Source organism: Klebsiella sp. WP3-W18-ESBL-02 (assembly GCF_014168815.1).
In the GTDB taxonomy this organism is placed as follows: Bacteria; Pseudomonadota; Gammaproteobacteria; order Enterobacterales; family Enterobacteriaceae; genus Kluyvera; species Kluyvera ascorbata_B.
Genome location: NZ_AP021972.1, coordinates 3,225,188 through 3,241,727, shown reverse-complemented (window position 1 = coordinate 3,241,727; position 16,540 = coordinate 3,225,188). Strand labels below are relative to the sequence as shown.

16 protein-coding genes and 1 tRNA gene are annotated in these 16,540 nt (G+C 54.7%); 7 read left to right on the top strand and 10 right to left on the bottom strand.

The features are described from left to right. Positions 1 to 15 precede the first annotated feature (15 nt). A complete protein-coding gene (locus H7R56_RS15575) occupies positions 16 to 1,776 on the bottom strand; it encodes an AAA family ATPase (protein ID WP_106928781.1) in 1,761 nt (586 codons plus the stop codon). Between the two features lie 184 nt (positions 1,777 to 1,960). On the opposite strand from H7R56_RS15575, the gene matP reads away from it, so the two are divergent. Beyond that, positions 1,961 to 2,416 carry a macrodomain Ter protein MatP gene (gene matP / locus H7R56_RS15570; protein WP_106928779.1) on the top strand — a complete coding sequence of 152 codons (456 nt, stop codon included), beginning with the start codon at positions 1,961 to 1,963 and terminating at the stop codon, positions 2,414 to 2,416. 85 nt (positions 2,417 to 2,501) lie between these two features. Here the strand turns inward: matP and ompA are convergent, their stop codons facing one another. Both ompA and sulA read right to left on the bottom strand, forming a co-directional pair. Continuing rightward, a complete protein-coding gene (gene ompA, locus H7R56_RS15565; protein WP_106928861.1) occupies positions 2,502 to 3,557 on the bottom strand; it encodes a porin OmpA in 1,056 nt (351 codons plus the stop codon). A 355-nt stretch (positions 3,558 to 3,912) separates the two neighbouring features. Further along, positions 3,913 to 4,422 (bottom strand): SOS-induced cell division inhibitor SulA, encoded by a 510-nt coding sequence (sulA, locus tag H7R56_RS15560; protein WP_106928778.1) that lies wholly within the window; start codon positions 4,420 to 4,422, stop codon positions 3,913 to 3,915. A 218-nt stretch (positions 4,423 to 4,640) separates the two neighbouring features. Here sulA and H7R56_RS15555 point away from each other — a divergent pair, with 218 nt between their 5' ends. Beyond that, on the top strand, positions 4,641 to 5,246 hold the full coding sequence (locus H7R56_RS15555) for a TfoX/Sxy family DNA transformation protein (protein WP_106928776.1): 606 nt from the start codon (positions 4,641 to 4,643) through the stop codon (positions 5,244 to 5,246). Here H7R56_RS15555 and yccS read toward each other — a convergent pair whose 3' ends face one another. Both yccS and H7R56_RS15545 read right to left on the bottom strand, forming a co-directional pair. After that, complete coding sequence (yccS, locus tag H7R56_RS15550; protein WP_106928774.1) at positions 5,247 to 7,373, bottom strand: YccS family putative transporter; 2,127 nt, start codon at positions 7,371 to 7,373, stop codon at positions 5,247 to 5,249. An 18-nt stretch (positions 7,374 to 7,391) separates the two neighbouring features. After that, positions 7,392 to 7,838 carry a YccF domain-containing protein gene (locus H7R56_RS15545; RefSeq protein WP_106928772.1) on the bottom strand — a complete coding sequence of 149 codons (447 nt, stop codon included), beginning with the start codon at positions 7,836 to 7,838 and terminating at the stop codon, positions 7,392 to 7,394. Between the two features lie 122 nt (positions 7,839 to 7,960). Here H7R56_RS15545 and helD point away from each other — a divergent pair, with 122 nt between their 5' ends. Next, positions 7,961 to 10,015, top strand: coding sequence for a DNA helicase IV (gene helD, locus H7R56_RS15540; RefSeq protein WP_106928770.1), 2,055 nt, complete (start codon positions 7,961 to 7,963; stop codon positions 10,013 to 10,015). 37 nt (positions 10,016 to 10,052) lie between these two features. On the opposite strand, the gene mgsA is transcribed toward helD, so the two are convergent. Then, the gene (gene mgsA, locus H7R56_RS15535) at positions 10,053 to 10,511 is read right to left on the bottom strand and encodes a methylglyoxal synthase (RefSeq protein ID WP_106928769.1); all 459 of its coding nucleotides are present in this window, start codon (positions 10,509 to 10,511) and stop codon (positions 10,053 to 10,055) included. 133 nt (positions 10,512 to 10,644) lie between these two features. On the opposite strand from mgsA, the gene H7R56_RS15530 reads away from it, so the two are divergent. Further along, positions 10,645 to 11,058 (top strand): CoA-binding protein, encoded by a 414-nt coding sequence (locus tag H7R56_RS15530; RefSeq protein ID WP_106928767.1) that lies wholly within the window; start codon positions 10,645 to 10,647, stop codon positions 11,056 to 11,058. Positions 11,059 to 11,136: 78 nt separating this feature from the next. On the opposite strand, the gene hspQ is transcribed toward H7R56_RS15530, so the two are convergent. Continuing rightward, positions 11,137 to 11,454, bottom strand: coding sequence for a heat shock protein HspQ (gene hspQ / locus H7R56_RS15525; protein ID WP_106928765.1), 318 nt, complete (start codon positions 11,452 to 11,454; stop codon positions 11,137 to 11,139). A gap of 62 nt (positions 11,455 to 11,516) precedes the next feature. Next, entirely contained in the window at positions 11,517 to 12,707 is a 1,191-nt protein-coding gene (gene rlmI, locus H7R56_RS15520; RefSeq protein ID WP_106928763.1) for a 23S rRNA (cytosine(1962)-C(5))-methyltransferase RlmI, read from the bottom strand. A 127-nt stretch (positions 12,708 to 12,834) separates the two neighbouring features. Between rlmI and yccX the strand changes: the two genes are divergently transcribed. Continuing rightward, positions 12,835 to 13,116 (top strand): acylphosphatase, encoded by a 282-nt coding sequence (gene yccX, locus H7R56_RS15515; protein WP_106928760.1) that lies wholly within the window; start codon positions 12,835 to 12,837, stop codon positions 13,114 to 13,116. Here the strand turns inward: yccX and tusE are convergent. Together tusE and yccA are read right to left on the bottom strand one after the other, a co-directional pair. Next, the gene (tusE, locus tag H7R56_RS15510) at positions 13,113 to 13,442 is read right to left on the bottom strand and encodes a sulfurtransferase TusE (RefSeq protein ID WP_106928758.1); all 330 of its coding nucleotides are present in this window, start codon (positions 13,440 to 13,442) and stop codon (positions 13,113 to 13,115) included. The genes yccX and tusE overlap by 4 nt on opposite strands. Positions 13,443 to 13,531: 89 nt before the next feature. After that, the gene (gene yccA, locus H7R56_RS15505) at positions 13,532 to 14,191 is read right to left on the bottom strand and encodes an FtsH protease modulator YccA (RefSeq protein ID WP_106928755.1); all 660 of its coding nucleotides are present in this window, start codon (positions 14,189 to 14,191) and stop codon (positions 13,532 to 13,534) included. 224 nt (positions 14,192 to 14,415) lie between these two features. Here yccA and H7R56_RS15500 point away from each other — a divergent pair, with 224 nt between their 5' ends. Both H7R56_RS15500 and H7R56_RS15495 read left to right on the top strand, forming a co-directional pair. Next, positions 14,416 to 16,035 (top strand): ABC transporter substrate-binding protein, encoded by a 1,620-nt coding sequence (locus H7R56_RS15500; RefSeq protein WP_106928753.1) that lies wholly within the window; start codon positions 14,416 to 14,418, stop codon positions 16,033 to 16,035. Positions 16,036 to 16,179: 144 nt separating this feature from the next. Continuing rightward, positions 16,180 to 16,267: transfer RNA gene (locus H7R56_RS15495), tRNA-Ser, on the top strand. Positions 16,268 to 16,540 lie beyond the last annotated feature (273 nt).

Genomic DNA, 16,540 nt, shown 5'->3' with positions numbered 1-16,540 from the left:
GCTGAACAAGTCCGATCAGTTGGAATTCGGACGGTTTAACCAGCGTAGCGGCCACGGATAGCGGTATCGAGGCTCCTGCTGAGTGGCTTGTGCAATGCGTTCCTGAATAGTTTGCAACAGCGTCTGGCCTTCGCCATCCCAGTTGAGCTGGGTGAGAAGCGGCAGCGCATCGGTGACGTCATCAATAGCCCAGATAGAGAACTCACCGGCCTCTACGGCTTCCTGTACCTCAGTTGCGAGGCTCAGATGGCGTACGTTGGCAGAGGGAATGATGACCCCCTGTTTTCCGGTCAGGCCGCGCTGAGCGCAGATAGCAAAGAAACCTTCAATTTTTTCATTCAGTCCGCCGACCGGCTGAGCACGGCCAAACTGGTCAACCGAACCGGTCATCGCGATGCTTTGATTAATCGGGACGTTTGCCAGGGCGCTGATCAGCGCACACAGTTCTGCCATTGACGCGCTATCGCCGTCGACTTCGCTGTATGACTGTTCAAAGGTCAGCGAGGCGGAGAACGGGATTTGCTGATCCAGGTCCAGTTCGGCCATCAGGAAAGCCTGCATTAGCATCATGCCTTTAGCATGAATGTTACCGCCGAGTTCGGCTTTACGTTCAACGTCGGTGAACTCGCCGTCGCCGATGTGGACAACGCAGCTAATACGCGACGGTTCACCGAACGGGCGCGGGTGGCCTGGGAAGTCAATGACCGACAGGGCGTTAATCTGGCCGATGCATTCGCCTTCGGTTTCAATCAGGATTTGCTCAAGCAGAATCTCATCCTGCATACGCTCGGCAAGGAAACCTTCGCGCCACTGGCGCTGAGTCAGCATCGTTTTCAGCTGTTCTGCGTTAATCACTTTATCGGTGGTAAACGGCGCCGCTTCGCGCAGCTGGCGGCTAATCCACAGCGGGCAGAGCGGCATGATTTCCTGGTCACCGGTATAGCGCGCGCCTTCCTGCATCAGCAGTGGCCAGGCGTCAGCGGCCAGCCCGGGCAGCGATTTTTCACGCGCTACGGTCCATACCCACTGACACCACTGGCGCAGCGTCTCTTCGTCGGCAAGCTGCACGCTGTCTTCAAATTCACTGTACAGTGAGGATTCGCAGAGCTCTGGCTCCATTTCCTGAAGATCCGCCAGCGAATCACGCTCGCCGACCAGAATAACCTTCAGATTAAGCGGCATTGAGGGAATGCTGACCGGCAGTGGACGAGCATCGTCAAAGGTCAGCCATTCAAAGCGCTGCTGGATCACCTGATTCTTTAAGCGCATCCACAGCAGCGGCTGGCTCATCAGCGTGCGCAGAGGCAGCACGAGAATGCCGCCGTTCGCCTGATGCACCAGGCCCGGCTGAAGGCTGATTTCGCCATTAAACTGACGCACGCAGCCAAACAGCTGCTCGGCCTCAGCCCAGTCGGCAAAAATGACCGGCCCCTGGCTAGCGAAGTTGTCTTCGGCACTGCTGGCGGGGTGCATGGTGATGTGACTGCCGGAAACCTGATAGTCGACGCCCGTCAGGGTTGGTTCTGCGTCATCACGCAGGGACTGCGTCGTTTGAGCGAGCAGCTGCAGGTACTCTTTTTCTTCTGGCGCTTTAACCAGTAAGAAAGGGGAGATGCCCTGAGGATGCAGAAACTGCTCAAGCGCGTAGTGTAAACGAGCCTGTAGCTCGCTGAATAAAATGTCGTTTTCTGAGGCTAAATCAGGCTGGGTAAATAGCGCCTGGAATGCTTCAGTCGCGGGGGCGAGAAAGCGCCGGGAAAGAGTATTTATAGTCAATGTCGCTATTTTTAGTCAGATGTAAAGTGCGTGATTATACCCGATGCCGTCGGGAAGCTCACGGAGAATAGGGAAGTATCTTGTACCACGGTTTTTATCCGTATCACAGTTGCAGATTTCTTCTCAGCACATTGAGAAAAAACTGTTATCCTGAAAAGAGTTACACGGTCACACTGAGATCGCAATGAAATATCAACAACTGGAAAATCTTGAAAGCGGCTGGAAGTGGAAATACCTGGTGAAAAAGCACCGGGAAGGCGAGCCCATCACCCGCTATATTGAAGCCAGCGCCGCGCAAGAGGCCGTCGATGTTTTGCTGAAGCTGGAAAACGAGCCGGTGCAGGTCAATGGCTGGATTGCTCAGCATATCAATCCGCAGCTCGTTAATCGGATGAAGCAAACTATTCGTGCGCGCCGTAAGCGCCATTTCAACGCCGAGCATCAGCATACCCGCAAGAAATCTATCGATCTGGAATTTGTGGTCTGGCAACGTCTGGCCGGGCTGGCGCAGCGTCGCGGTATTACGCTCTCTGAAACTATCGTTCAGCTGATTGAAGATGCGGAAAATAAAGAGAAATACGCCAGTAAAATGTCCAGCCTGAAGCAGGACCTTGAGGCTATGCTGGGCAAAGATAAATAGGCTATTTTGCTCGTCGTTCTGCAAAGCAGGCCGAGAAAAGGCCAAAAAAAACCCCGCAGCGCGGGGTTTTTTATTAGACGATAACTTAAGCCTGCGGCTGAGTTACAACGTCTTTGATGCCTTTAACTTCGATCTCTACGCGACGATCCGGAGCCAGGCAGTCGATCAGCGCAGCTTTCGCTTTTACGCCGTCACAGGTGTTGCCAGTAACCGGGTTAGATTTGCCCATGCCACGTGCAGAGATTTTGTCAGACGGGATACCTTTAGATACCAGGTAATCAACGACGGACTGAGCACGTTTCTCGGACAGACCCTGGTTGTAAGCGTCAGAACCGATGCGGTCAGTGAAGCCCAGAACAACAACGGAACCGTCTTTCGGATCCAGGTTGCTCAGCTGGGAGTACATCTGATCCAGAGCCTGTTTACCTTCCGGTTTCAGGGTTGCTTTGTTGAAGTTGAACAGAACGTCAGACTTCAGAGTGAAGTGTTTGGTCTGTACTTCTGGAGCCGGAGCCGGAGCCGGAGCAACTACCGGAGCTGCTGCATCCTGCTGGCCGAAGCGGTAGGAAACACCTACGCTCAGCATGCCGTTGTCAGGACGTACGCCGACGGTGTTTGCGTCGCCGATGTTGTTAACCCACTGGTATTCCAGACGGGTAGCGATGTCACGAGTAACAGCCCACTCAACGCCGCCAGCGAATACTGGGGAAACGCCGGTGTCGTGATGGTCGCCAGCGATGTTGTTGCTGGAGTCAGCACGCCATACCATACCGCCCAGACGGGTGTAGATGTCCAGGTCGTCAGTGATTGGGTAGCCCAGTTTAGCAGTCAGCTGAACGCCTTGAGCTTTCAGAGCGCCATTGGTCTGGCTGCCGGTGTATTCCATACGGCCCAGCCAGTCGTAACCCATTTCGAAACCAACGTACGGGTTAACCTGGTAACCACCGAACGCGCCTGCGCCCAGCTGGCTCTCGTGGGTGGAACCGTTGTTGTTCAGGTCACTCTGGTACCAACCGGTGTCATGGAACTGGGACCAACCCAGTTTACCACCAGCATACCAGGTGTTGTCTTGCGGAGCGGCCTGCGCTACAGAAGCGAAGCCTGCCAGTGCCACTGCAATCGCGATAGCTGTCTTTTTCATTTTTTGCGCCTCGTTATCATCCAAAATTTGCCATGAAGTTCTAAATAGACTCACGGTTAAATCCTTCCACCGGGGGCGGGGCTTAGTTAAATACTCAGCAGATATCTGCGGTGTTAAGCTGAGCACCCCTGGCGATGTAAAGTCTACAACGTCGCCGGAAACTTACAAGTGTGAACTCCGTCAGGCTTATGAAAAAAAAAGAGTTGTATACGCAATATTTAACAAATGCGTCGAAAAAATAATCGATATTAACGGCGGGAAACCGCATCAGACCGGCATTCTGCCTGAAAATGCCCAGAAAAACGGCGACATAAAAAAAATGCAAAAAAATTCCCAGGAAAATTCCTAATTTGGCTCAATGGAACAAATTTGAGTGAATTTTTATCCCATTGTATTGTCCTGTTGGGTGTAACGCAGACCGAACTGGTCGCATAATGAACACCATCGCGTTACCTTTCTCCGCTGCACTCTGTAAACGTGCATGTTCCTCAGCGGACAACTCGTCCGTCAACCAGCCAATAACCACGCTATAGTTACCGGTACGCGACGCGCGGATCATTGAATCAAGCATGTCGCAAGATGACATCTGGCGAAGCTGCATGACCTTGGTCAACGGTAAGCCGGAAGCTTGTACCCACTGGCGGCTCAGTTTCTGCTGTGGTGTGAGCCAGAGCTGCCAGCGCGACTGCTGGCCCAACTGCTGTAATAATGGCAAGAGCAGCAGCTGTGCCATCATTGGCTGATCCTCACGATATTGCACTTCACTAATTAACGCGGTATGCGCGCTATTGACGGAAGTCAGCGTATGGGAGGCCGTAGTGACGGCAGCGACAGAAGAACGATTTACGACACCAGAAGTATACATAGTTAATCCAGCCCTGTGGGTTACTGTATGAATATACAGTACTACCCTGAAGACTAAAGATCAACCTCATTTTCTGAAACCAACTCGCAAAATTGCATAAGAAACACCCGTGACTACAAATACACCTTGCCGTACCGGCGGAACTTCCCTATGTTGCTTATTATCTGATCGATTAACAAATCTGATGTATTCATGTGCATGATTATTAAGGATTAATCATGAAGATAATCTCGTATAAAAGGATTTACCAATCCATGGAATATTTTTCTGGATTGGGCAAAGTGCAGTCTCGGGCGCTGTTCGGCGGCTACAGCCTTGCGGTCGACAATACCGTTTTTGCCATGGTTGCAGAAGGGGAACTGTATCTGAGGGCGTGTGAAAAAAACGCTGCTTATCAGAGTCAGTACTCGCCGCCTCTGCTGACGGTACGCAAACGCGGGCATGAACAGCAGCTCAACTATTTTCGCGTCGACGAACGGCTTTGGTCGAATAAATCTGCCTTAGTGCAGCTTGGCCAATGTTCCCTGGAAGATGCGCAAAATGAAAAGCGACGACGACGGTGCCGCAGGCTCAGGGATCTTCCCAATCTTTCTTTTCATCTGGAACTGCTGTTGCTCGAGGCTGGAATCAAAGATGTGCGTACGCTGCGGCAGATGGGCGCGAAAACGGCGTGGATGCGTTTGCGGCAGATACGTAAACAGCTGAACGTTAGCGTGCTGTATTCGCTAGAGGGGGCAATCATCGGAGTACATTCTGCCGCGCTCCCGGCGCAAACGCGCCAGGAGCTGGAAATATGGGTGCAGAACTACACCCAACGACGGTGATTACATCATAACCTGCTTTTGCAGACGGCAAATTTCAGGCAGAAGTGAAATCATCAACCCAATTTGTTGCAGGACCAATGGTTCTTTGCTGTCCGGACGAGGATCGAGATGCTGGATCCTCGCCGCGAGCTCGCTAAGCGCACGTTGAACCCGCTCCTCATCGGAAGGCTGATGGTGCAGGGCATCATCGACATAGCAGACCGCATCGTCGAGAAGCGCCAGGATTTCCGGTGTGGTGAGTTTCTCTCGATGGGCACCCAGCGCAGAGATATAGCTGGTTAAAGTGTGGTTAAGGCAGAGAAGTCGAAACGCCGTTTCCCGCATTTCCGCCGTTACTTTCGGTTCCGTCGACATATTCGACACCACTGACGCCAGCTCGGCATCCCGATTATGCGCATCGCGGCGCGCAATACGATAGGCCAGACGGTTATCGCGCCCCTGGTGGTACTGTTCAAGAATGGCGTCCAGGTAGCGACAGTTGGCATCCACGGCGCGTTCCAGCACGCGCGGCAGGTTACGGAACTTCCAGTCCGGCCAGATAAAGCTTACCGCCAGCCACGCAATACCACAGCCAATCAGGGTATCTACGACGCGCGGTAGCGCCACTTCAAATCCTTCGCCGAGCAGGTTAAAGCACAGTAGCACCAGTAGAGTAATAAACATGGTGGCATGCGCGTACTGTACGTTGCGAAAAGCGAAAAACAGCACGCCGGTTACGACGATCAGAATCAACTGACCTTCCAGTGATGGTACCAGCCAGAGTATGGGCAGACCCAGCGCAACGCCAACCAGCGTGCCGATAATACGCAGCGCAAGGCGGTGACGGGTGGCGTTATAGTTGGGCTGGCAAACAAACAGGCTGGTCAGTAGGATCCAGTAGCCATGCTGTAGACCGGTGAACTGAATAAAGGCATAGCCCACGCACAGCACCACAGACATGCGAACGGCGTGGCGGAACAGCGCTGACTCCGGTGACATGTTGCGGCTCAGCCGCGAACGGATATCGGCGAAGCCGTGCAGGCTGTCGTCGGCGAGGAGGTTTTCCGTTTCGCTTCGCGTTTGCGACTGGAGCTGTTCTGACTCGATGGTGGCGAGCTGGGCATCAATTGCCCGCAGGTTATTGAGCAGAAAACCCAGCGCTTTCATTTGTTCCGGCGCGGTGCCGCCAGCGCGAATACGATCGAGCGCGGCATCCAGATGGGTAAACGCGCGTTCAAAGCGAGCATCGTGTTGATACGGCGTGCGCAGCAGGATGGCCTTCGCCAGATCCTGACAGGCGATAGACTGCATTGAGAGTAGGCGCTGGAAGCGGAACATGACGTCGCTGTAGCGAAACTGATCGCGCAGCGCCTGGTACTGGATATGCGACGAACTGGCGCGTTCGTGGATATCCTGAGCCACGAAATAGTAGTGCAGCGTCCGGCGCGTGCTGCGCTGGCCGCGGTCTCCACGCAGGCGTGTCAGTAACGATGTTTTAGTCTGGTTCAGCGTCGCCATCAGTTGCCCGTTCGCCAGCGCCAGTTCATATAACGGCGCCTGGTTGTCATCGTCGAGATCGGGATCGAACAGACGCGATTTCAGTTCGAGGTAGCGGGCGAGCTGTTCGTAGCTGCGCGCGAGGTTATCCTGCAGCGGGCGAATTGGGAAAATCAGGTGCCCGGTTAAGGTCAGCACGTTATACCAAACGGCTCCCGCAATCAGCAGCAGCGGCTGCTGATACCATTGGGCGTACAGCGATACGCCGAGCATCGTATAAATGGCAATCAGCAGCGCGCCGAAGGCGATAGTCGCATAGCGCTGCCCAAGGCCGCCGAGCAAAATAAAACCGATAGTGGAAAGGGTCAGTCCTACCGCAAATAACCACGGCCAGGGAAACAGCAGTTCTACCGACGCCGAGGCGATAAAAAAGCAGATGAGGGTAATGACCAGGTTACGCAGCCGCCCGGCCAAACGATCGTCGAGGTCCGTTAGCGCAGCAGCAACCACCCCCAGGGTGAGCGGAATGGTCAACTTTGCGTCGCCCAGCCACCAGGGCAGAGCGGTTGTGCCAATTAACGCAATAAATATCCTGGCGTTATATAGCCAGGTACTGTTCCATGTATAGCGGCGAAGCAGCGGGCTTAGCATAGCAATTAATCGTCCTGATTACTGGAAACGGCGGCGGGCGTTCGCTTCACGCGCCGCGCGTGCAACTTCGACAGGCACAACCCGGCGTCCTACGGGCCACAAAGCAATAGCGGCAATTTTAAAATTCGCAATGCCGACAGGAATACCAATAATGGTGATGCATTGGGCGATCCCGGCCATAATGTGCGTCAGGCACAGCCACCAGCCGAACAGCACGAACCACAGAATGTTGAGCAAGGTGCCGCCAGCGTTCATGACGCCGCTTTTCGCGCCGGGCTCCAGTTCGTCAACGTGTACCGCTTCATTACCGTAAGGCAGCAGCGATAATTTGGTGATTTCCCAGCAGGACCGCGTGAGCGGCAGCGTAATAATCAGCACGATGCTGACCAGCGTTGCCAGCAGCCAGCCCAACGTTGTCAAAAAACCACCCAGCACAAAATTCAAAATATTCAGAACAGTACGCATAAATCCTCAGTGCAGCGCTGTGAATAATAAGTCCTGTTGATTGTAACGTTTTTTTAGGCTGGAGCACCTATTCTCTGGCGGTTACACTGTGAGATATCGAAAAAGTCAGGATTCAGCACGACATGGAATTAAAAGCAACGACGCTGGGCAAGCGCATGGCGCAGCATCCTTACGACCGGGTTGAGATCCTCAATGCGGGCGTCAGGGTGTCCGGCCCTCAGCATGAATATCTCATCCCTTTTAATCAGTTACTGGCCATCAACTGCAAGCGTGGTTTGGTGTGGGGGGAGCTGGAGTTTGTTCTGCCCGAGGACAAAGTTGTGCGCCTGCACGGTACGGAATGGGGTGAAACCCAGCGTTTTCACCGCCACTTGACGGCGCTGTGGCAGCAGTGGAGCGCAGAGATGAGCGATATCGCCGCTGGGCTGCTCGAGGCGCAGCTGGCAATTATTACCGGTAGCCGCGAGCAGACGCGCTGGCTTACCCGCCAGCAGGCGCAGACTATCCGGCAGCAGATCGTTAACGCGCTCGAAGGCCTGCCCTTGCCAACCACGCGGTTGGCAGAATTTGATAACTGCCGAGAGGCCTGGCGGCAGTGCCAGGCTTGGCTGGCGGATAAAGAAAGCGGTCGCGTGCAGCATAATCAACGCTATACCGACGCCATGCTGACACAGTACGGCGACTTTTTTGCTCGCATTGAATCTTCACCGCTGAACCCGTCACAGGCTCGCGCGGTGGTGAACGGTGAGCGTTCACTGCTGGTACTGGCCGGGGCCGGCAGCGGTAAAACGTCGGTGCTGGTGGCGCGTGCCGGCTGGCTGCTTGAGCGCCAGGAGGCCTCAGCGGAACAGATTCTGCTGTTAGCCTTTGGCCGCAAGGCGGCTGAAGAGATGGACGAGCGTCTACAATCACGCCTGAATACGGATGCCATTACCGCACGCACCTTCCACGCGCTGGCGCTGTCGATTATCCAGCAGGGCAGTAAAAAAGTGCCTGTCGTCAGTCAACTGGAAAACGATGCTGCCGCACGTTATAAGCTGTTTACCGATTGCTGGCAGCAGCAGTGCCGCGAGAAAAAAGCGCAGGCGAAAGGTTGGCGGCAGTGGCTACAGGACGAACTGGGCTGGGAGGTCGGCGAAGACAGCTTCTGGGAAGATGACAAAATCGTAAAACGGATGGGCAGCCGCCTCGACCGCTGGGTGAGCCTGATGCGAATGCACGGCGGTTCGCAGGCGGATATGATCGCTGGTGCGCCGGAAGCCGTGCGAGAGTGCTTTGGTAAACGGATAAAGCTAATGGCACCGCTGCTGAAAGCGTGGAAAGCCGCGCTGAAAGACGAGAACGCCGTCGATTTTTCCGGTTTAATTCACCAGGCTATTATTATTCTCGATAAGGGCCGTTTTGTGAGCCCGTGGAAGCATATTCTGGTTGATGAATTCCAGGATATCTCACCACAGCGCGCCGCGCTGCTGGCGGCGCTGCGTAAACAGAATTCGCAAACATCGCTGTTCGCCGTTGGCGACGACTGGCAGGCAATTTATCGCTTCAGCGGCGCGCAGCTGTCGCTGACTACGGCTTTTAGCCACTATTTTGGCGAGGGCGATAACTGCGCGCTGGATACGACTTACCGTTTTAACAGCCGCATTGGTGAAATTGCCAACCGCTTCATTCAGCAGAACCCACATCAACTGAGTAAACCGCTGAACAGCCTGACCGTTGGCGATAAGCACGCCGTTACGCTGCTGGAAGACGATAAGCTCGATGCGCTGTTTGATAAGCTCAGCGGCTACGCCACGCCAGACCAGCGTATTCTGGTGCTGGCCCGTTATCATCATCTTAAGCCTGCCGCGCTGGAAAAAGCCGCTACCCGCTGGCCGAAGCTGAATATTGATTTTATGACCGTGCACGCCAGTAAGGGGCAGCAGGCTGACTATGTCATTGTGCTGGGGCTGCAAGAGGGCTTCGACGGTTTTCCCGCTCCCGTGCGGGAGTCGATTATGGAGCAGGCCCTGTTGCCGGAGCCGGAGGATTTTCCCGACGCGGAAGAGCGGCGTTTGCTGTACGTGGCCATGACCCGCGCGCGGTTGCGCGTCTGGCTGTTGTTTAACAAGGCGCAGCCGTCTCCGTTTGTTGAGATACTGAAGCAGCTGTCGGTGCCAGTGGCACGCAAACCCTGAATGACGCCCGAAGTTTTTGCTCCGGGCGCAGCCTGGCTTATTTGAGACGTTCGGCCAGATAGCGTGGGTAGTCTGGAATGAGGATATCTACCGGCTCGGCAAAGTTGGGTGACTGAATGATAAAGTCCGCGGTAGCAGCATTGGTCGCGACCGGGATGTTCCACACGGTCGCGAGGCGCAGCAGAGCCTTAACGTCCGGATCGTGCGGCACGGCGTTGAGCGGGTCCCAGAAGAAAATCAGCACATCGATTTTGCCTTCTGAAATGAGCGCGCCCACCTGCTGATCGCCGCCCATCGGGCCGCTGAGCATCGCTTTAACTTCCAGGCCGGTTGCGCGCTGCACCAGGTTGCCGGTGGTGCCGGTCGCCGACAGCGTATGCTGCGCAAGGCATGCCTGGTGGCGCTGCACCCATTTCATCAGCATATCTTTGCAGTGGTCGTGCGCAACCAGCGCAATGTGTTTACGCGCCGGTAAGGTGCGAGTGGTCAGTTCCATAAAACGATCCCTGAGTGTTAAATGCAGACAGATTACTGCATGCGACTCAGGCTGCAAGCGCTGATTGGCAAAAATTTGACGCGCGACATTAGCGGACTCGCGTACACTTAAGTTATTGGCCAGGAGGATAATGATGACTGAAAACGATATTGCCAGCATTTTGACCAGCACCCGTACCATCGCGTTGGTAGGCGCCAGCGACAAACCTGACCGCCCGAGCTATCGGGTGATGAAATACCTGTTAGATCAGGGCTACCACGTCATTCCGGTTTCGCCGAAGGTGGGCGGTAAAACCCTGCTCGGGCAGCAAGGCTATGCAACCCTTGCCGAGGTGCCAGAGAAAGTGGACATGGTGGACGTCTTCCGTAATTCAGAGGCCGCGTGGGGCGTCGCGCAGGAAGCTATCGCCATCGGGGCGAAAACGTTGTGGATGCAGCTCGGTGTCATCAATGAACAAGCTGCCGTACTGGCGCGCAATGCGGGGTTAAACGTGGTGATGGACCGCTGCCCGGCAATCGAAATTCCGCGCTTAGGGCTCGCAAAATAGCGGGGGCTGGGCAAAGAGAGAAGCCCGGTTGCGCTGTAAATAAAAAACCCCGCAGCGCGGGGTTTTTTGATGCGGCAGTCAGTTACGCAGCCGTGGGGCCTGTAGCTGCCGGCGGATAGTACGCGCCAGTTCATCCATCGTGGGTTGTTCCGGATGATCCTCGCGCGGCTCGCTGCTTAACTGGGCTTCGGCCAGGTAGGTATGCACCGGCTGGCCTTCGTCGTCTTCCATCACCACGTGATACCACGGCAACGCGCGCAGTTCGTCGTTAGCCGCCAGATCGTCGGGTTCAGGATCGTCGAGCGAGTATACCGGGTCGATATCCACCACCACGCCCAGATAGCCCAGCAGGGAGTGACGCACCTGCTGGCCGATACCGAATTTGCTGGTCATCATCATACTCACCTCCCGGGAAATGGCCTCTCTCTAGATATATAGACACCATTTCGCTTTTCAAGTTACATGACGCGGCAGGCAAATCCTTTCAGGTACAGTCCTTCCGGGTACGTCGCAATCACCGGGTGATCGGCTGCCTGACGGAACTGCTCTATAAATTGTACATCACGACCGGCATCCACAGCGGCATCGGCGATGATTTTCTGGAATAAATCTGACGTCATCAGGCCGGAGCAGGAGAAGGTTAGCAGCACGCCGCCCGGATTCAGCAGCTGGATAGCCAGCATATTGATGTCCTTATAGCCGCGGCAGGCACCCATTAGCTGGCTTTTATTCTCGACGAATTTCGGCGGGTCCATCACGATAACGTCGAATTTCTCCCCCTGATCGCGGTATTTGCGCAGCAGTTTGAAAACGTCGTCACGCACGAACTCGGCTTTGCTGAGATCGAGTTTATTCAGCTCAACATTCTGGCGCGCCACGTCCAGCGCTTCCTGCGAGGTATCAACGCTGGTGACCTGGCGACAGCCGCCCATCAGGGCAGAAACCGCAAAGCCGCCGGTGTAGGAGAAACAGTTGAGAACGCGCTTGTCTTCCACGTAACGACGGGTGGCAAGGCGGCTGTCGCGCTGGTCAAGATAGTAGCCGGTTTTGTGGCCGCCCTGAATATCGACCAGCAGCTTCATGCCGTGTTCTTCGATGGGCAGCAGGGCTGGCGGCAGTTCGCCGGTGACCGGGCCCTGGGTCAGCTCCATACCTTCTTTTTTACGCACCGCCACGTCGCTGCGATCGTAGATAGCGCATTCCGGATAGAGGGTTTGCAGGGCGCTGATGAGGGCGGCGCGCTGATATTCCGCACCGGCGCTCAGCAGTTGTAATACGAGGAAGTTGCCGAAACGGTCGATGGTGACGCCCGGCAGGCCATCGGATTCACCGGCGATCAGACGGTAGCTGTCCAGCCCGTCTTTTTTCGCCAGCCAGTCGCGCCAGCTTTGTGCCTGCTGAAGGCGACGCACGAAGAAATCGATATCAATGCTTTCATGGGCGTCAAACGTCCAGACGCGCGCACGGATCTGCGAAGCGGGAGAGTATGCGCCGCGGGCTAACCATTTACCCTGATGATCGACAATATCAATGGTCTCTCCGAGGCTGGCTTTGCCTTCCATGCGGGCGACCGCGCCGGAAAAGACCCAGGGATGGCGGCGCAGCAATGATTTTTCGCGCCCTTTGGCTAACACTAAACGTACACTCATAGTTTATTTATCTGACTGTTTGAGGGAATCAGGCTGCATTTTCCCGACTTCCCCGCACAAATGCAACGCGCGGCGGAAGAATGTGGGGAGAATTGGCGCTACAGTTGGGGTATATACAGGAGGAAGCATGATGGATAAATGTGTGATCTGCTGGGTCTACGGCAAGGTGCAGGGCGTGGGTTTTCGTTTTTTTACCCAGCAGGAGGCGCAGCGCCTGGGGCTAAGCGGCTATGCGTTGAATCTGGACGATGGCAGCGTCGAGGTGGTTGCCTGCGGCAAAAGCGAGCAGGTAGAGCAACTACTGGCCTGGCTAAAAGCCGGTGGGCCACGCAGCGCGCGGGTTGATAAAGTCCTGGCGGAACCTCACCAACCCGATAAGGCGTGGAACAAGTTCAGTATTCGCTATTAAATACACTTTACCGGTTTAGGCAGGCCGGCAATTTTCGTCGCCTGTTTAGCCGGGCCTTTTGGGAACAGGCGGTACAAATAGCGGCTGTTGCCTTTCTCTTCGCCAAAGGTATTCGCCATGGCTTTAACCAGCATACGGATGGCCGGCGAGGTGTTGAACTCCAGGTAAAATTCGCGCACGAAGCGCACCACTTCCCAATGTTCAGGGCTCAGTTCAATCCCTTCGTTGGCGGCAATCGCCTGAGCCAGCCCTTCACTCCACTGCGTGGTGTCTTTGAGATAGCCTTCGCTATCGGTCTCAATTTCGATGTTTTCGTAGATAAGCATAATTTTTCACACAACAAACAGATGGCGGGAAGTGTAGCAAATAAAAAGGCCCCGCATAAGCGAGGCCCTGGAGACTGAAGCGTTAAGCCTTAATCGCGGCTGGCGAAGCCCAGAATGCTTAACAGGCTGATGAAGATATTGTACAGCGAAACGTACAGGCTCACCGTCGCACGGATATAGTTGGTTTCACCACCGCGGATGATGTTACTGGTCTCGAACAGGATTGCCCCGGAGGAGATCAGGATAAACACCGCGCTAATCGCCAGGTGCAGTGCCGGCAGCTGCAGGAAGATATTGGCCACCATACCGATCAGCACCACCACGATACCGGCCATCAGCATACCGCCGAGGAAGGACATGTCTTTACGGGTGGTCAGCACGTAGGCCGAGCAGCTGAAGAACACCAGCGCGGTGCCGCCTAGCGCCATGCCGATCACGTCACCCATGCCCGCAGACAGGTAGGCGTTCAGGATGGGCCCAAGGATATAGCCCAGGAAGCCGGTAAAGGCGAACGCGGACAGAATACCCACCGGTTTATCTGCCGTTTTATAGGTCAGGAACATCAGGCCGTACATACCAACCAGCGTCAGAATCAGGCCCGGCGACGGCAGCCCCAGCACGGTGCTGGCGGTTGCGGTAATAGCGGAAAATGCCAGCGTCAGGCTCAGCAGGAAGTAGGTATTACGCAGGACTTTGTGCGTGCTCAGCAGTGATGAGCGGTCACGCGATGAAGTAATTATGCGATCCATGAGTCACTCTCTTATGACAGATGTTATTAGTGGGTCAGCATAAGAAAACTCTTCTTTATTCCCAAATGTTTTTACCCATCTTTACTCAGACTTTGAGCGCGTCACAGAATCACCTCATTCTGCGCCAAAGAGCGAGATCAATCTCTTATAGGTTATTGAAAGAACTTGCGTTAATGCGTGTCTGTGTCAACAGTGAAAAGGGTAATAACAACAAGGCAATGGAAATGAAATTATACAAACATAACTCCATCACGACGGTATTTCTGGCAATGGGTCTGGCGGGGGCGGCGCAGGCGGCAACCGTGCCGGAGGGAACCCCACTTGCCGACAAACAGGAGCTGGTTCGCAGTAACGGCAATGAACCGGCGTCACTCGACCCGCATAAAGTGGAAAGCGACGTTGAGTTCAATATTATCAGCGACCTGTTTGACGGTCTGGTGGCGGTAAAACCGGACGGCAGCATCGAGCCGCGGCTGGCAGAATCCTGGGAGAATAAAGACAACACGGTCTGGACCTTCCATCTGCGCCCGGGGATCGTCTGGTCGGACGGTTCGGCGATAACCGCGCAGGATATCGTGTGGAGCTGGCAGCGTCTGGTCACGCCGACGACCGCGTCGCCGTACGCCAGCTATCCTGGCAATATGCACATCGTCAATGCTGCCGATATCGCGCTGGGCAAAAAAACGCCGGATACCCTTGGCGTTAAGGCTATCAACGATACTACGCTGGAAGTGACGCTGACGCAGCCGACCTCGGCGTTCCTTGCTATGCTGGCGCACCCGTCGATGGTGCCGTTGGATAAAGTACTGATCGGCCGCTACGGCGATAAATGGGTGAAGCCGGAGCATTTTGTCGGCAGTGGCGCCTATCACCTGTCGCAATGGGTGGTTAACGAGCGCATTGTCGCCGAACGTAACCCACGTTACTGGGACGATAAGCATACGGTGATCAATAAAGTGACCTATTTGCCTATCCGTTCCGAAGCGGCGGACGTCAACCGCTATAAGGCGGGTGAGGTTGATATTGTGTATACGCTGCCAATAAACCAGTTCAGCCAACTGAAGAAAACGCTGGGCGATGAGGTGGATGTATCGCCGCAGCTGGCTACCTACTATTACGAGTTCAATACCACCAAAGCGCCGTTTAACGATGCGCGCGTCCGTCGTGCGCTGAATATGGCGCTGGATAAAGACATTATTGCTGAAAAGGTCATGGGGCAGGGGCAGCGTCCGGCGTGGGTCATAAGCCAACCGGAGATTGGCGGTGTGAAGCTGAACGGGCCTGACTATGCAAGCTGGCCGCGTGAAAAACGTATTGCTGAAGCGAAGAAGCTGCTGGCGGAGGCCGGGTTCAGTGAGGCGCATCCGCTGTCGTTTAATCTGCTGTATAACACCTCGGAATCACACCAGCGCGTGGCGATTGCCGCGTCTTCAATGTGGAAGAAAAATCTTGGCGTTGAGGCGAAGCTGCAAAACCAGGAGTGGAAGACCATGCTGGACGCGATGCACACCGGTAATTTTGACGTGGTGCGCTATGCGTGGATTGCCGACTACGACGACGCTTCAACCTTCCTGAACACCTTCCGTACCGGCGACAGCGAGAACACCGCTAAATACAGTAACCCGGACTATGATGCGGCGCTGCGCGATGCGGCGAAAACGCAGGATGTCGCCCAGCGCGCTCGCGATTACCAGAAGGCTGAAGATCTGCTGGCTCGCGATGTCCCCGCAATCCCGGTCTATCACTACGTGCGTACGCACCTCGTGAAACCGTGGGTAGGGGGATTTACCCCCGATCGCTTGGGGTACTACTACACCAAAGATATGTTTATCAAAAAACATTAAGCAGGATGAGGGCGGGAAAAGCGTTTTAAAACTAGCCATTTTGTTGTTTTTTCAGACGAATAACAACTTTTTGGCTGTTTTTCAGGCAAACGAACGTTTTGGTGCTTTACAGGTCCGTTCGGGATGTTTATAGTGCGCCTCATTGGAAGCGTGGCCGAGCGGTTGAAGGCACCGGTCTTGAAAACCGGCGACCCGAAAGGGTTCTAGAGTTCGAATCTCTACGCTTCCGCCAAATCAGAAAAGGGGTTACCGAAAGGTAACCCCTTTTTGCTTTGGCTGTTGGTATCGCTGCCATCACGTTTCTCGCTTTATCCCCTCATCAACTCTTCTTCTTTTGTCAGCAGCGAAATGATCAGCTGTGTCGGTATACAGACTTTTCTATCCATTTCAAAACGATTAACTGCCTTGACGTGAGCGAGGGACAAGCAACGTTGGTATCGTCAAATCTTGAGCAAGGCGTAACCTAACTAAAATAATGGATGCGCTGAGACAAGATAGTTGATAT

Coding starts and splice junctions, on each gene's coding strand:
- helD (WP_106928770.1), top strand. CDS start 7,961: ATGGAATTAAAAGCAACGACGCTGGGCAAGCGCATGGCGCAGCATCCT.
- H7R56_RS15530 (WP_106928767.1), top strand. CDS start 10,645: ATGACTGAAAACGATATTGCCAGCATTTTGACCAGCACCCGTACCATC.
- matP (WP_106928779.1), top strand. CDS start 1,961: ATGAAATATCAACAACTGGAAAATCTTGAAAGCGGCTGGAAGTGGAAA.
- H7R56_RS15555 (WP_106928776.1), top strand. CDS start 4,641: ATGAAGATAATCTCGTATAAAAGGATTTACCAATCCATGGAATATTTT.
- H7R56_RS15500 (WP_106928753.1), top strand. CDS start 14,416: ATGAAATTATACAAACATAACTCCATCACGACGGTATTTCTGGCAATG.
- sulA (WP_106928778.1), bottom strand. CDS start 4,422: ATGTATACTTCTGGTGTCGTAAATCGTTCTTCTGTCGCTGCCGTCACT.
- yccA (WP_106928755.1), bottom strand. CDS start 14,191: ATGGATCGCATAATTACTTCATCGCGTGACCGCTCATCACTGCTGAGC.
- rlmI (WP_106928763.1), bottom strand. CDS start 12,707: ATGAGTGTACGTTTAGTGTTAGCCAAAGGGCGCGAAAAATCATTGCTG.
- H7R56_RS15545 (WP_106928772.1), bottom strand. CDS start 7,838: ATGCGTACTGTTCTGAATATTTTGAATTTTGTGCTGGGTGGTTTTTTG.
- yccX (WP_106928760.1), top strand. CDS start 12,835: ATGATGGATAAATGTGTGATCTGCTGGGTCTACGGCAAGGTGCAGGGC.
- ompA (WP_106928861.1), bottom strand. CDS start 3,557: ATGAAAAAGACAGCTATCGCGATTGCAGTGGCACTGGCAGGCTTCGCT.
- mgsA (WP_106928769.1), bottom strand. CDS start 10,511: ATGGAACTGACCACTCGCACCTTACCGGCGCGTAAACACATTGCGCTG.
- yccS (WP_106928774.1), bottom strand. CDS start 7,373: ATGCTAAGCCCGCTGCTTCGCCGCTATACATGGAACAGTACCTGGCTA.
- hspQ (WP_106928765.1), bottom strand. CDS start 11,454: ATGATGACCAGCAAATTCGGTATCGGCCAGCAGGTGCGTCACTCCCTG.
- tusE (WP_106928758.1), bottom strand. CDS start 13,442: ATGCTTATCTACGAAAACATCGAAATTGAGACCGATAGCGAAGGCTAT.